Here is a 16485-nt window from a genome sequence, read left to right on the forward strand (position 1 = left end):
GATCCCGGCACGGGGCCGGGATCTTGCTCAAGGCTGATAATCTTCATATTCCCAGGCAAAGACACGGGAGAGCTTCTGTGCGATCTCCATCCAGTCTTCACCTTCGCACTGATCGATATAGTCTGTGATGGTCTTTTTAATCTCATCCAGATCGTATTTACGAACCAGCAACGTGTGCCGCATTAGCTCTGGCAGCCATCGGTGCTTGCAGAGCCATTCGGGAGTGCAGATAAATAACTGATAATCGTGTCCACCTTCCTGATCGTCAGGGCCAATACATAAGTTAATCCACAGGCCAAAACAATCACCTTCTTCAGGCTTATAAGTTTCAGGGCTAAAATCCGCTGAGTTAACCCCCAAGTTTTTAAGCATTCCTTTCACTGAGTAATCCCCATATGACCATTACTAACTCTTTTACCATCTTTCAGCGTTTCAAAGTTTGCCTGTACACCAGTTGGATTCAGATCTTCCGGTGTATTTGGCTTGGATGCAGGGAAGCGATATACCCTTGTACCATCAGCACTAACCCAACCTTTACCATCAGTAAGCAATCTGGAACCATCGCCAACCCATATTTGACCTAATCTGTCCGCCTCCTCCGTCGTTCCCATTCCTACAGAGAAGTTAGGGTTTGTTGTACCGCTACCTTTAACAACTTCTGCAAGTCTCGGATCTTGCGTCGCAATATTGTTCAGGTTCTGCTGCACTAGATCCTCTTTGAGCTTCGGATAGGTTGCCACGTTCTCCGCGCCGCTGGTGACTTTGCCGGCACTGACCGCCGCTGATTCAGCTTTACCCGCGACTTTGGCAACGATCTTCTCCGTTACGCCTGCGGTCACTTTGACCACACCCGTACCACCGGCAAGCAGACCCGCTATATCCGTAACCAGTTTTCCGCCTTCAACACCGGCATTGAACGAGCCACTGGCTCCGGCCTTCTGGTATTCCGCTTCCATGTTGTTGATGCGGTCTATATACGACTGCTTCACCGCATCCGACACATTACCCAGCACATCACCGCTGTTAAACAGCGATTTCAACGCCTCATATGTCTCCATCGGGCTGCTTGCCGTTTTCACGATACCGTCGATCGTGTCATACAGACCTGCCGGAACCCCGGCAACCATCCCGGCCGCAAAGCTCCCATCCTGCCCTAAATCTATCGCCGTCCACTTCGCCTCAGCCTGCACTTTGCAGGCTTGAGTCTGGCACTCTTCAAGCTCCTTCTTCTTCTGAGCCTTCTGCTGGTTGCTCAGATAGTTATTCTCCACCGCATTATTCCCGGCCTGCGCTCCTGTCGCCGCACCGGTGGTGTTACCCGAGACTATCCCCGCCGCCAGGCCCGCCGCCACCGTCGACAACGCGCTCAGCGACTGTTTCTCCGATTCCGTCAGCTCATTCACCGTGCGCCCCGGGTACAGCTCCTCCATCAGCGCCCGCGCCGCCAGTTCCCCGCCGGCCGCCCCCACCGCGCCCGAGACCGCGTCCTTCCCTGACACCTGCGCCACCACCGCGCCCAGTAACGCATGGCCCATCGCATTCGCCGCAATGTCCGATGCTGTCGCCTTCTTCTCATCCGTCGGCATCGTCACATCTTTGACCAACTGCGCCAGATACGGTGCCGAGGCACCGGCCAGCGCCTGCTGCAGGTTGCCGCCGCCCGCCAGCGCCTGAATCGCCGCCGTCGCCGCCTGCGCCGCACGTTGCAGGTCGCTGCCGACCCCGTAATCCGACATCACCGCCTTGTATTCCGCCGTCTCCGTCAGCGCCTGGCGGTAACTCTCCCACGCCTTTTCCTTCTCTTCCTGCGTCTTCAGCGTCGCCTCATTCGGCTTATCCACCAGCCCTTCCGCCGCCCGCGTCGCACGAATTTCCCCTTCGGTGCGGATAACATCCATCACTTGCGCGCCCAGTTCACCCACCCTCTGCGCCGTCTGCAGCCGTTTCTGCTCCTTCTCCTTGTCAAATATCGCACTCAGCGCATTATTGGCGTGCTCCACATCCCGGCTCAGCTCGGCAATATCCTGCTGCTGCTCCGCCTGATTGCGGATAATCAGCGTACCGTCGCTCACCGCCGCGTAGGTGGTGCTGCTGGCATTCTCTCCGCGGCCCAGCGACATCAGCGCCGACGGGCCGGTCAGCGCCGCCGTTTTCAACGCATCCATCATGCTGAGTGACGGGCTCAGACTCAGCCCGATACCGCTGTGCGACACCGAGAACGCCGCCTGATTGCCGATATCGCTCCACCCCAGCGTCCCCGTCTCCAGCCGGTTTTTGTCCGCGTTCGCCGTCGACCCTATCACCGCACCGTCCAGTTGGGTGTGGTTCCCCACCGTCACATCGTAGCCACCCTGGCCCGCAAACAGCCCGGTCTGCTGCTGCACGCTGTCGAAGCGGCTGCGCAACTTGTCCTGGCTCGCGCTCAGGTAGCCGCTGCCGGTCATCGTCCCAACGGTCAGGCTACCGCCCGCCGACACGCTGGTCTGCGTCGAATCATAGCGGTTGTTGTCCTGTTGGCTTTGCAGCAGCAGATCGCCGCCGACATTGGCCGTTATCTGTTCACCGCTGACCTGTGCGCCAATCAGGCGGGTATCGCCGCCACTCTTCAGCGAGACCTGTTGCCCGGCATCCACGGTAGTTTCCGACCAGCTATTGCCGCTGCCCAGTTCACGTCCGTTGGCCGCATTGATATTGGCGAAAACGCTGAGTCCTGCGCCGCTATTACTCAGACCGACACTTACACCGATATTCCCGCCGCTGCTGCTGTTGCTGCCGGTTATGGATTCGGTATTACGTGCCGACAACAGATTGATCGCTCGGGACGCATTCAACTCTACATTGTTCGCCGCCTTCAGTTGGCTGCCAACCGCGGTGATATCCCCCGACCGGGCGACTACGCTGATATCATGGCCGGCGTTTAGCGTGGAGGCAAAACTCTGCGATTGTTCGCTGCTTTGGCTGCTGCTGGCCCGTTGCGCCCCCAGCGACACGCTGATACCGACAAATGACAACGCGCCGTTGTCGTTGCTCGCTATCTGGGTGCCCTGATAAGCCTGATAACCGGACAATGCCGCTTTCATGCCTTGCAGTGCCTGCAACCGGCTATCGCTTTCACTGCGCACCGCTTGCGCTGCTTGTACCGCGCTGTTCACCGCAGAACCTACGACCCCTGACAACGCCACCGTCAGCCCGGCCGATTTTTGTTCCATCCGCTGAACCTGCTGGCGCGTGTCATAACCGGGATCAATGGTGACGTTACTGCCTTCAATCTGAACATCCCGTGCGGCTATCACATCCGTACCCGCGAGGTTAACATCCTGCCCGGCGCTGAGCTGTACCGAGCCGCCGGTACTGCCCAGCGTACTGACGCTCTGGCTTTGCGTCGTGCCGGCCGCATCCAGCGTCTGGCGCAGCGACGTACTGCCTATCGTGAAGCCAATTCCGCCGCCGCTGAACACCCCGCTCTTCTTGCGACTGATTTCCTCATATTGTCGATACGTCTCCACGCTCGCCGCGGTGTTGATGTTGTTCTTCGCCGCCAGCGAGACATCCCCGTCCGCCGCCACCGACGACCCTTGCACGTTAATATCGTGCCCCGCCGACAGCGTCACGCTGCCCGCCGACAGCAGCGAGCCCTGTTCCGTGGTCTGCTGCGTTTCCCGCAATGTATGGGTCGTGGTCTTCGACAGGAAACCCTTCTTCACCGTTGTTTCTTCAAAGAAATCGTGCTGGCTTTCGGTGGCCGACAACAAGTTGAGATCATTGCCGGCCCACGCCGTCAGAGCACCGCTGGTTTCCGCCTGCGCCGCCTGCAATGTCAGATCCCGGCCTGCGCTCAGGCTCAACCCCTCGCCCGCACTCAGCGTCGTGCCTTGTTGGTTGATGGTTTGTTGCCAGTCGAGATGCCGTTTCCACGCATTCGAACTGAACTGCTCCTCTGTCGCCGACAACAGATTGAGATCGCGCCCCGCCGCCAGCGCCATCGTTCCCGTGGCACTCAGTTGCGCCGCCGTACTGGTCAGATCGCGCCCGGCACTCAGGCTCAGGTCGCCCGCGCTGGCCAAGGTACTCTGAACCAACCCCTGGCTGCGCTGCTCCGTCGTCGCGCCGCTACGCTGATCCACCGTATCCGTCATCGTCTGCAACGCTTCCAGCCGGATGTCATTGCCCGCCGCCAGCGACAGCGCACTGCCCGCACTCAGCGAGCTACCCGACAGGACGATATCGCGCCCGGCTTGCAGCGTCAGCGCGCCATCGGCAAGGATGCTGCCGGTCAGCCCAAGATCGGTACGAACCAGTGAACCGCTGCCTTGCCCCGCCTGCGCGGCTGTCTGCCAGGTATTCAATGTGGTGGTATTGAGAATATCGCCCTGCAGGCTCGCCAAAGTGACGGTGTTGCCCTGAATGGTCGCACTGCTGTTGGTCAGATTATTGAGCGCGACCAGATTGAGGCTGCCGTCCGATTTCAGCACCCCGCCTTCGTTATTGACGATCTCATTGCCGCTGGATGCGCTGAGCGTATTCGTCGCCTGGATGGTGCTGCCGCTGTTGACGATCGACCCGCCGGCGTTGAGGCTGACGTTGTTGGCCACAATGCGGCTGCCCTGTAGATTGCTGCGATCCGCCTGCGCCAGATACAGCTTCGGCGCCAGTACGGTCTGGCCGTCGACGGTGATGTTCTCCCACCACACGATGCTTTGGGTCAACCCCGAGACCTGTTCTGCCGTGAGGCTGACGCCCAGTTGCAGGTTCAGGTTTTGCTGCGCGGCGGCAGCGTTGTCCATCAGGGTTTGCATCTGCGTTAGATCAGAGCCGGTGCCATTCAGATAGCGCTGGCCGGTCTGGCTCAGCACCGCATTGCTGATATAGCGGGTATCGAACTCCGCATCCCCCAAGAAACGGTAATCGTGATCCGCATCCAGATTGAGCTTATCGAGCAGATAGGAAGAGCCGAGGATCTGCGAGGCGTCCGTCAGCAGGCTGCTGGTTTCCGTCTGCGCCTGCGTGGTCGGCTGCGTATCCAGCAGGCTACGCAGATCGTTAAACAGGCTATTGTCTACCTGCCCCAACCCGGACAATTTCGGGTTGCTGCGTATCAGATAACGCCCACCGGTATCGACCACAAACAACCCGTTACTGCTGGTCGGTAGCGGATAGTCGGTGGTGGTCTGCGTCCCCAGTTGTTGCAGTTCCCGGCTGATGGATTGGGTCAACGCCGTTAACGACGCCCCCATCAACGGCGTGGCCACATGCCCATCCGCCCCAGCAGTAGCGCTGAGCGCCAGATTGTTGCCCGATGTCGCCAATGGCGTGGTCGACACCCCGATCGTCGGCGCCTCGATGCCTGACGGCTGAGCGCCATTCCCCGACAACCCCACGCTCTGGGCTTGTATAGTTCCCGTGCTGGGCGCAACCACATCGGATCCGTTCACCGACAGGGCACTCAGGCTAGTATTCGCCGCCGCGCCGGCCAACCCGACCGTCGATACGCCAGTCAGACTAACCCCTTGACTATCTTGTGCGTTGATGCCGCTACCCAGCCCACGGCTTTCTTGTGAAGCCACGCCAGCAAGCGCCGCGACGCCGGTCAATGTCGGGGTGGCAATCGCCGGAATAAATCCGCCGCTACCCGGTTGTAAAGTCGTGTTGCTGATATTTTGCGAGAAATTAGCGTTAATCGAACCGCCCGCCTGAATAGTGGCGTTGTAGGACTGGCCGGGGGTGTATTCGTGTATTGTCCCATCGTTTGATAATGAATAATGGATGTATGGCTCCAACACGACATGCTTAGAGCGCACAAAATCCTCACCATATCCGTTGGGTTCAATTCCATCTTGTGTATATTTATATATTAAATAACTACCCCTGCTTCCCGACTGATAACTTGTATTACTCAAGTTATCACCTGTCATATAAATATTATTATTTGCAATTAAAGATGAGGAAACGTTAGATAATTCCCGAGTATTTATTGAGATATCTCTTCCAGAGTTTATTTTCCCAATACTACCTTGCGAAGATACCTCAACAGTGTTCTTACTTACCGCTATCTTCTTGACGACATATTCTTTATAAGGTGCATACTCAGCCCATATATCACTACTATCATTTCCCACTCTAGATTCATGATAATAAATGCCGACTTCTCCTTCACCGAACCAGCTAATCGGAATTTGTATCTCCGTCCCGCCCGCCCATGACGGTATATCCGCCGTCGTGCTGCCACTTTCGGTAACGGTCAAGCCTTCGCGCTGATTGGTGAGGGTGCCGGTACGCACCGAGATATCGCCGCGCTGGGTTTCGATGGTGCCTGAGCTGTTCAACAGGCTGCTGCTGGCGTTGCCGGCGTCGTCGCGCTGCACCCACAGGCTGCCGCCCGCCAGAATATTGCCGAAACGGTTGGCCAGCGCATCGGAGAACAGGCGCATATCGCCGCCGCTATACAACAGGCTGGTGTTATCGATCAGCCCGCCGGCGCGCAGCAGCAAGTCCGACGCGGTACCGATAAATCCGCGGTTGGTCAATGCGCTGCTTGCCAGCAGATTCAGGCTACCGCCCGCCTGCACGTTGCCGCTCTCCGCCTGATACAGATCGCCGCCGGCGCTCAACGTACTGTCGCCGCCGCCGGCGACAATCGTTCCTTGCTGCGTCAAGGCGCCGGTACTGTTCACCGTTACGCCGTTGCCCTGCAGGCGACCGGCCTGTACCAGATCGCCATTCACGTTCAGCGTCAATTGCCCGCCCGCCGCCAGCGTGCTGGTAAAGGTGGTCGGATTCCACAGGTCGGCCCGCAGGTTGCCCAGCGCCACTAACTGCCCGTTCTGCTCCAGTTGCCCGGTGCCCAGTTGCAGATCACCGGCGCTGTACAACCGCGCGCCTGCCGCGTTGAGCAGTCGGTTGGCGGTCAACGCCAGGCGCGTCAGCCCTAACAGCGTGCCCTGATTATTCAACGTCCCGGTTACGCCGATATCCAGCTCGCCCGCCTGCACCATGCCTTGATTGGTCCAGTCCGGCAGCCGCAGCGTCAGATTGCCCTGCGCCCGCAGCGTTCCGCTGTTATCCAATTGCGCGGTGTTCAAGGCCAGTAGTTGCCCTTGCAGCCAGCCGCTGTTCTCCACCTGTCTGGCCGTCAGGCGGGTGTCCCCGTTCGAGAGGATTTGCCCCCCCGCCTGATTGACCAACGCACCGCCTGCGGTAGCAGTGACGTTGTCACGCCCTTGCAGCAGGCCTTGATTGCGAATATCGGTGCCGCCGAGCCCCAGGCTATCGGCGACGATGTTGCCCTGATTGGTCAACTGCGCGGCGTGTAGCGTGACGTTTCCGCCGCCGATCTGCCCACCGGCAAGGTTATTCAAGACGTTATCCAGCGCGGCATCCAGCGTGCCGGTACCGTTCAGTCGGCCCTGGTTATTTAGCGCCCCGGCACGCAACGTCACCGTCTGCCCCTGCAATAATCCCGGATTAACGATTTGCTGCGCATTCACCGTCAGTGCGCCGCCGCTCACCAACTGGCTATTGACGTCGCCCTGATAGTCGCCGTCCAGTTGCAGGCCCGCCTGCGTGACGCCAAGCATGCGCCCCGAATTCACCAACCCACCGCTGGTCAGTTGCAGCGTCTGCGACTGCCACAACCCCTGATTGGTCATCGCCCCGGTGGTGATCTCGCCAAGGCCGTTGCTCAGTAGTTGCCCCGTCGCACGGTTGAGCACGCCGTCCGTAAACCGCCCATTAAACCCGTTCAGCGCAGTCAATGTGCCGCTGTTGTCGAACTGACGCCCCGTCAGCGTGGCAGCCCCTTGCGAATACAGCTGGCCACGGTTATCGATCCCGTTAGCCGACAACGTAAGCCCGCTCACCCCGGCCAACAGCCCGCTATTCACCAGCGTATTGCCCGTGACATCGAGCCGGTTGGCCTGCCAGGTACCGGCGTTATTCACGTCCGTCACATGCGCGGTCACGGCGCCGCCGCTCACCAGCAGGCTGTTTTGCGTGCCGATATAACGCGACATGTCGTTCAGCGCCAGCGCCGATGTGCCCTGAACACGGCCCCCGTTGGTGAAAATATCGGATTGCAACGTCAGGTTATCGCTCTGGATAGTGCCCTGATTGTCCAGCGTCGCCGCACTGAGCGTCGCGATGCCATTACCCAGCAGCTGTGCGTCGCCGCGATTGGCGATCACGCTACGGCTGGATACCGCCAGTTGCGACAGGCCGGCGATGCGTCCGGCGTTATCCAGCGCCCCCGTGGTTAACGTCAGTTGGTCGGCGCCCAATTCCCCGAACTGACTGATGGCATCCGCGTTTAGCGTGATCGCCCCGTTGCTCAGCAGCCGGCTGCCGGTTCCTCCGTCATAGCGCTGCGCCAGCGACAGCGTGGCGCTCTCCACGCCCAACAGCGAGCCGCTATTGGTTAACGAATTGGCGGTGACGTCGAGGGATTTACCCTGCCAGACCCCCTGGTGGTCGATCGCCCCCGCCCGTACCTGCCATAACCCGTTGCTCAACCATTGGCTGCCGCCGCCGCTCGCCAAGTCACCGGTGAGCTGCAACTGCGCACCGCTATTGGCGATAACCGTGCCCTGGTTATTCAGTGCGTTGCCCGTCACGGACAGCGTTTGGCCTTGCCAGCGCCCGGTATTGCCCAGGCTCTCCGCAACCAGCGTCATCAAGCCATTGGTCAACAGGTTGCCGCTGTTGTCGATTTGCTGCCCCGACAAGCTCAGATCACCGCTGCTGCCGAGCGTCCCCTGATTATTCAGCTCACGCGCCGTTATCTGTCCGCGGCCGCCGGCGATCACCGTGCCGATATTGCTGAACGTGCCGTAAGCCGCCGTGGTAAGCGGGCTGGATAGCGACATGACCCGCACCAGACTCGCCATGATGGGGGCTGCCGACGTGGGCAGAATCAGGTTCAGGTCGCCGTCGCTCTGTATCTGCCCGCCGTTGGTCAGCGCGTTGGCCCGCAGCGTCAGGCTGCCCGTCTGCCACGCGCCCTGATTGTTCACCGTCGCCGCCTGCAACACCGCCGCCCCGGCGCTCAGCAACTGGCCCGCAGGCTGGTTGTCCAGCCGACCGCCGCTGGTCAGCGTCAGCGCCGACAGCCCGAGGATCTGCCCGGCGTTGTCGATGGCCTGCGCTTCCCCCGTCACCCGGTCGCCCTGCCAACTGCCGCTATTTTCCAGCGTTGCCGCCGTCAGCCGGGATTCCCCCTGGCTCAGCCACTGCCCCTGATTGCGCGCACCGCCGGTGATCGCCAGCGTCAGCGCGTCCACCCCCAGCAGTTGCCGCGGTTATCCAGCGTGGCCGCCGTCACCGCCAGTTGCTGGCCTTCCAGCGTGCCGCCGTTATCCAGCGCGCCGCTCAGTTGCAACGTCAGCGACCCGGTGCCGGTGATGCCGCCGCTGTTACTCAGCGAACGGCCGCTCCCGTACACCGTCTCACCCAGCAGCGTACCTGCGGCGCGGTTGTCGACATCAGCGACAGCGAACGACAGCCGGTTGCCGCGAAGGCTCCCGGTGTTGGTCAATGTACGATCGATCGTCAATCCTAACTGGTTGCTTCCCAGTATCGTGCCCGTGTTGTTGGCGTCGGCGGCGCTTACAGCCAGGTCATTGCCACTCAGAGTGCCTTGATTGGTTAGCCCGCCTGACAGCGAGAGGTTGAATTGATCGATACCGGTGAGTTGCCCCTCATTCGTCAGTTGCTGACCGGATAGACTCAGCAACGGCGCCTGCAGACTACCGAGGTTGACCAACTGTGGCGCAGCGACGGTAAATTGCTCCCCGCTCAGCCAGTCGCCGCGGTTGGTTAAGGTACCGAGCGCATTCAAACGCATCGCGCCCACGCTCTGACCACGGCCGCTGTTTAGGATATCGGTCGCCGCCACCCACACCCGGTTGCCCTGCAACGTACCGCTGTTGTTGAACCCGACGCTCTGGATGTCCCAGGTTCCTGCACTCAACAGCGTGCCCGCATTGTCCAGCGAACTCAGCGATATGGTGCCGTCACCGTTCAGGCTGACGTCGCCCGTATTGAGCCAGTTTCCGGTATGCAACGTCAGCGTATTGGCCTGCAACCGCCCCGCGGTTTGCTGACTGCCGCTTTGCACCCCCAGCCGTCCGCCCGATACGACGCTCCCCGTCGCGGACTGGTTGAACGCTGCGCTCACGGTCAGCGTCGCTGCCTCCCGGCCTTGTAGCGTGCCGCTGTTGCTCAGATTCCCCGAATTCACCGACAGCCGACTACCGCTCATCGTGCCTGCGTTATCCACGCTCGCCGCATCAAGCACCACGTCCTGGCTGGCCAATAGCGATCCCTGATTGACCACCCCCTGACGCAACGCCAGCGTCAGGGTGTCGCCGGCACTCAAGGTGCCGACGTTATTCAGGCTGGTGGCCTGCAGGTTCAGCGCCGTATGGGTCAACACTCGTCCCGTGTTTGCGAACCGCTCGCCATTAAACGACAAACTTTGCTCTGCGGAGATTTCGCCCTGATTATCCAGCGCCCCCAGATTCAGCCCGATCGTGCTGGCCGCCAGCATTCCCCGTTGAACGAGTGCGTCCCCGTCAGCAGACAACGCTCCGCCGGCCAGCAGTTTGCCTGCCCAATCGCCCTGCGCGATGCCCAGCGATAAGTCTTTTTCCGCCTGCCAGCGGCCGGTGCCGCTCAGCCAGCGGGTGCTGGCGATATGAACATTCTGCGCGCTGGCATCACCATCCAGCACGGCGTCGGCGCTATTTAGCGCCAGCCGACTACCGGCCAGAAAACGGCTGTCAGCGTCCTGTGAAATGCCTTGCGTTGCCTGTAAAGACAGCGTATCGGCCGAGAGTGTCGAACGTGAAAATGTGACACCGTCACCTTCAATACGGCTTTGATACCCTGAGCGGACAGCGCCGTCGTCGTCTACGCCGGCGCCAATCTGGCTGTCGACCAGCGTAATTTTCCCTGATGAAGACAGTGATACCGTCTGCCCAGCGCGTACCGTGCTGCCCTGTAGCTGAACCCCCAGCGTGCCGTTCACCGTCAGCGTTCCGCCGGCTTGTTGCTTCCCGGACAGCGCCACTTCACGCCCGTTGGCCTGTATCGTCCCGCTCGCCACCGTGTTGCCCAATGACAGGCGCCCATCGGCCGACAACTGAATATCGCCGCTACGCGCGCTGAGTCCCGCGGTGTTGACGCCCACACCCTGTTCGGTTGAGATCAAATGGATGCGATTGGCGTACATACCGCCCAGGGCTCCGGTGTCCAACGCCAGTGACGGCACGGCGCCGTCGCCGGACTGTGCCGTCGCGTTCCCCGCGCTGTCTACCTGGTTGGCGCCCAGTACCAGCCGTGCATCTTTGGCATTCAGTCCGGCCTGTAGGCTGGCTGTGCGTGCAATCAGACTGAAGTAGTCGCTGTTGCTGGCATCCAACCCTTGCCCGGTGATCAGGATGTCGCCCCTGCGGACGTCCAACCCTTGCCACTGCCCTTGTGCATCAAGCACGGGCCGACCGGTGCTGAGCGTCACCCGCGGCGTATTGATGAACCCGCAGCCATCGCAGGTAATGCCGTAAGGGTTGGCCACCATGACATGCGCCCCTGGCCCGGCGACTTCGAGATAACCATTGAGCTGGCTGCGATTGGGAGAAACGACTTCATTGATAATGACGGAGGCGGACGTCCCCTGAAGATTCGGGTTGTTCTGGATAAGCCCGCCCAGTTGCGTGGCGTTTAGCTGCCCGGTGGCATTATTCAGGATGAGCCCGGACGAGCCGACATCGAAGTTGTGGTACAGGTTATGCGACACCCCAGCGCTGTTCGGCGTCGCGATATTGACGACCGGCACCCCATTGCCCGCAGCCTCCACCTTGGCGTTGCCCGATGCTACGTTGACCGCCGCCAACGTCGGCATCACCGGCTGCAGCCCGATCAGCCATACCAGCACATAGCTCAACCGGCGTTGAAGGGGGGTTACTGTTTTCATCCCTGAACTCCTGACCTGTCTCTCACCGGCAAGACACGCTTCACCGGTACTTATTTTTATCAAACGCGATCGGCTGGAACCTGCTCCGGCCTTGCTGTGATGATGAAGAAACCCGACGCCGCCATGCCTCTCGGTGAACCCTCTGCGCCTGTGGGTTGGCCGCCCTTGACGGTTTCCCCGCCGACATCAAGCTCAACGACATCGCATTACCCCATCGCAGATGTCGCGATGACACGCCCCGGCAACCAACGCACGCGGGTGTGCGGCGGCCACCGGGGACAAAAAAATCAGAAGGACAATCCGACCCGGTAATACACCACCACCGGATCAGGTTTTAGCCCATCCGGGTAGGACAACGGCCAGCCAACGCTGACCTGCTGGCTTGCCCACCGGTTTGCCACCGTGATGCCTAGCGCGCTACCCCACAATGAAGCGGCGCTGTCATTGTCTTTTTTGTGGTTGTACAGATGCCCGCCGTCTACCGCCGCCTGTAATGTGACGTTCCCCAGCACTGGCGCCTGCCACACTTGCCAGTTCAACTCGTTACGCCAGAAACCGCCCCGATTGCCTGCCGTATATTGCTCTCTGAACCCTCGAACCGAAGACTCTCCGCCCAACGTCAACTGTTCGCTGCCGTATAACCGCGTCGCCGCATACTGGCCGTACAGGCTACCCAACCATGTCACCTGCTCGCTAAGCGGATAGTAATAACTGGCCGACAACACCCATTTGTTGAATTCAGAACGAGGATCGTCATCCGTTTTGTCGGTGTCGGTTTCGGCGCCTAGCCAGCGCAGGCCGCGGCTATAGGCGGGATTGAACGTGGCCAAACCACCGGCCACTTTCTGGCTATGGTTGATGCCTAACGTCAGGCTGCTTACCGTTCTGCTGCTTGACGGCAAGCGCGTTCCGTTCAGGAAGTTACTGCCGATACGTCGCGACAGACTGCCGTTCACGGCCGTTTTCATCGTGCCGTTACGAAACACGACGCGGGACAAGGAAAAGCGATGGGTAGCGGTATCTCCAGTCGAATGCCAGGGATAATCGCGATTAATGAATACGTTGCGGTAACGGCTTTCTGAGTAAACGTACCCCAGCGTCCAGTATCCGTAAGGCATCGAGACGCCAGATTGCAGGCTGGTTGAATGCTGACTGGTGGCGAATCGACTATCGTGACCGGTGTTGATGAACCATTGATCGGCCAGCCCCAGAGGGTTATCAAGCGTCAGGCCGCCGCTCAGTTGGTGTTCGCCGGTACTACTCTGCCCACTGTTGTCAAACCCCACGTCGAGGGTAAACGGCAGATGCGGCGCCTGCGTCAAGTTGACGACTGAATATCCCGGCTGGCTGCCCGGTACTATGTCGATCGTCACCTGCTGCGTCGGCATGCGGTTGATCTGATCCATCCCTTGCTCGATATCCCGCAGATTCAGAATATCCCCTGCGCGTGCGGGAAAAGTCACGCCGGTCATGCGCACCGGCTCGTGATTGATGGTGATGGCTTCCAACCGGCCTTCCAGTATCTCCAGTTGCAGTACGCCGCCGGACAGATCCTGTTCGCTGAGAAATGCGCGACTGGTGATATATCCACGCTGGATGTACCAATTGCTGACGTCATGCACCAGTTGATTGAGTTGGGCGAGATTGTTGCAGCGGTTCAGATAATGCTGGCTCAATGCGGCCTGATCCGCCGCCGACAACAGCGTACCGTTACGGAACTCGATACGATGCAGGGGGAAACACGGGCCGCCCTCTTCGCTTACCGACGGCAGGGGCGACTGAACAATATCATTAAGTTGCTGTAATGCTTCCCGCTGTTGACGTGACTGTTCAATTACGTCCGATTGCTGTTGTTGTAAGACATTGCGATCAGCTGGCGTCAGCGGCGCAGAACATAGCATTGGGGCGTGTGTAAATAGCAAGAAACCAGACAGCATAGCCGTCCATTGGCGGTGCAAAAACATTAACAAACCATCCGTGACTCATTTTTTCGGAAATAATAATACTCAATTTTTTCAAAAACAATACATATGATTACAAAAAGAAATATATTAAATTGAGAAATAAATACCAATATAAATATCGATATATCAAAAATAATTGATATTATTTTTTAAAATGAATGCCAATGACATGAGATCGTAATAATCAGACTGGAATAAAGCGTAAATTTACCGACAACTATCCTTACAAAAACCGACGGTTTCCCGCGTGAGTGGGATACACAATGAAGCGTCGTATAGCAGCGGCGGTGCGATGATGGCAACGCCACCACAACAGATTGTGGCGCAGGTTTATTCAACACCGGACGAAGAAAGGGCAACCCATTGTCTGGATTGCCCTATGTGCAAATAAAATGTGCAAATAAAATGTGCAAATAAAAAGACTCATCGCGCATTTATACCAACCTTTCAGGAAACCCTGGCGTATTGAATAACGTCAGGCGCTGTCCTGTAAGGCAATGCGCATTCAGCGCCTTGTTACGCAGCAAACACGCAGCAAATAAGTGACCCCCGATGCGTGGTTTCAAATATGCATAACTATCGCGCCCAGTCAGGCTTATTCAGGATATGATCCTGCCAGTCCACGACGTCGCTTTCCCTGACTGCAATATGACGGACGGATATTCTCTGTTGGTGCATCGCGGCTTTGTCGCCGGCGATCAACGGGTGCCAGGGTTGTAGCCCTTTTCCTTCATGAACCAACCGGTAAGCGCAGGTTGCCGGCAACCAGTCGAACGACAGTAGGTTATCGCGCGTCAGCTTGATGCAATCCGGCTCGAATTCGAAGCGGCGGGCATAATTCCGACACTGACAGCTTTTGATGTTGAGCTGATTGCAGGCAACGTTGGTGAAATAGAGTTCGTCCGTGTCTTCATCGATCAATTTATGCAAACAGCAACGGCCGCAGCCGTCGCATAATGCTTCCCACTCGTCATCAGTCATGTCTTCCAGCGTTTTACTCTGCCAGAAAGGGGTTTGGTTCATGGCGAAATTCCAGTGATAAACAGGGCGCTCTGTATAACGGCATCCCGAGGGGATAGGCAAGAGAAATCATGCAACACCGGGCAACGACACCTGTTCGCTCCCCGGATAGGTGTGATATCCGGGGTTAGATCACCCGGGTATTCAGGGTTTTGTCCCCCAGGGACACCGTCAGCATATCGCCGGATTGCAACGGCCCGACGCCTTGCGGGGTTCCGGTCAAAATAATGTCGCCGGCGCGAAGCGTAAAGAAACGGCTCATATAGGCAATCAACGGCAGGATCGGCGTGATCATATCCCGCGTATTGCCCTGTTGTCTGATCTCGCCGTTTACGCTAACGCCCAGATCTGTCTGCTGCGGATCGCCGAACTCCGCCACCGGGATAAATCCGGATACGGGGCAAGAGCCATCAAAACCTTTCGCCTTCTCCCACGGTTGCCCGGCTTTTTTGAACCCGGCCTGCAAATCACGCAGCGTCAGATCCAGCGCCACCCCATAACCGGCAATGGCACGCGCCACGCGATCTTCGCTGGCTTGTTTCAGGGGAGTGCCAATCAATACGGCCAGCTCAACTTCATGATGGACGTCGCCAAACCCTTTCGGAATAGCCACTGGCTGGCGCAGATCGCACAGCGCCGTTTCCGGTTTGATGAACACGACGGGTTCCACCGGCGTCGCACTTCCCATCTCGCGGATATGTTCGGAGTAATTGCTGCCGACGCAGACCACTTTGTTGGCGGGGAAATCCAGTAATGCACCCTGCCAGTCTCTGTGTTGATACATGAACCCTCTCCTGATCTGTCCTAGGCTTTATCACATGCTCGCCTTTTGCGGCGAAACCCTATCCGCGATATTGGAGGGTTAAAACCAAACATGCAAGGTCGGAGCACCCAATCTCCGCGATGCGTCCAAAAAGAGAGAATGATAACGCCAGCCCCACTCTCGCGAATGGTCACGCCGGGTACTCTTCAGGTTCCGCAATGAGTACGCAATAACCCATATAATTCGTCAGCGTAAATAATGTATCTACCCGATATAAATAAAAAAGGAAGCGCCAACGCCTCCCCTTATTTAATGTCGATACGCAATATAACTGTATATAAATCAGTATATGGAAAACTTACTGTCGATATTTAAGCCATTTCCGACGCATACCTGTATTTAAAAACAGCATAAATACATCACGCCATTTCGATATTAATCAGAAATAATACGAGTATTATTTTTTACACTCTCACGCATTTTATCCAGCAAGTTTTCCGGCGGTGGCGGAACCTGTAGGTAAAACCCTTTTTCTTCAATATGTTGCTTAACTTTCTCGCTATCAGCCCCCACCAGTTTCTTACTGCCGTCCAATGGCAACAGCATCACCAGTTTAGGGGTACCGAAACTTTTCATTAGTTCTTCCGGCACACGCGAAAAATCGTCTTTTTTTTCTACATAAAGATATGTTTGATCGCGTTTCGGACTTCTGTAGATCACACAATACATCTTTTTTACTCTGATTGATGGGAATGGTGTCTTGCCTGTATTTT

Annotated in this window: 7 protein-coding genes; all 7 read right to left on the reverse strand. The window is 58.0% G+C overall.

Translation table 11 applies throughout. From position 1 onward, the window contains the following. Nucleotides 1-27: 27 nt before the first annotated feature. The 7 genes from DPA2511_RS10280 to DPA2511_RS10305 all read right to left on the reverse strand — a co-directional run bounded on the left by DPA2511_RS10280 (nt 28) and on the right by DPA2511_RS10305 (nt 16441). Nucleotides 28-372, reverse strand: coding sequence for an immunity 8 family protein (locus DPA2511_RS10280; RefSeq protein WP_015853699.1), 345 nt, complete (start codon nt 370-372; stop codon nt 28-30). Nucleotides 373-377: 5 nt separating this feature from the next. Beyond that, complete coding sequence (locus DPA2511_RS21530; protein WP_051122245.1) at nt 378-9272, reverse strand: hemagglutinin repeat-containing protein; 8895 nt, start codon at nt 9270-9272, stop codon at nt 378-380. Continuing rightward, nucleotides 9260-11965 (reverse strand): two-partner secretion domain-containing protein, encoded by a 2706-nt coding sequence (locus DPA2511_RS24160; RefSeq protein ID WP_051122246.1) that lies wholly within the window; start codon nt 11963-11965, stop codon nt 9260-9262. The genes DPA2511_RS21530 and DPA2511_RS24160 overlap by 13 nt, the downstream gene beginning before the upstream one ends. A 287-nt stretch (nt 11966-12252) precedes the next feature. Then, nucleotides 12253-13902 carry a ShlB/FhaC/HecB family hemolysin secretion/activation protein gene (locus DPA2511_RS10290; RefSeq protein WP_015853701.1) on the reverse strand — a complete coding sequence of 550 codons (1650 nt, stop codon included), beginning with the start codon at nt 13900-13902 and terminating at the stop codon, nt 12253-12255. A gap of 603 nt (nt 13903-14505) precedes the next feature. After that, the gene (locus DPA2511_RS10295; protein WP_015853702.1) at nt 14506-14952 is read right to left on the reverse strand and encodes a YcgN family cysteine cluster protein; all 447 of its coding nucleotides are present in this window, start codon (nt 14950-14952) and stop codon (nt 14506-14508) included. 124 nt (nt 14953-15076) lie between these two features. Continuing rightward, nucleotides 15077-15733: a fumarylacetoacetate hydrolase family protein gene (locus DPA2511_RS10300; RefSeq protein ID WP_015853703.1), complete on the reverse strand. Its 657-nt coding sequence runs from the start codon at nt 15731-15733 to the stop codon at nt 15077-15079. Nucleotides 15734-16147: 414 nt separating this feature from the next. After that, nucleotides 16148-16441 (reverse strand): YcgL domain-containing protein, encoded by a 294-nt coding sequence (locus DPA2511_RS10305; RefSeq protein ID WP_015853704.1) that lies wholly within the window; start codon nt 16439-16441, stop codon nt 16148-16150. Nucleotides 16442-16485: the final 44 nt, after the last annotated feature.

Origin of the sequence: Musicola paradisiaca NCPPB 2511 (assembly GCF_000400505.1) — a bacterium.
GTDB classification, from domain to species: Bacteria; Pseudomonadota; Gammaproteobacteria; order Enterobacterales; family Enterobacteriaceae; genus Musicola; species Musicola paradisiaca.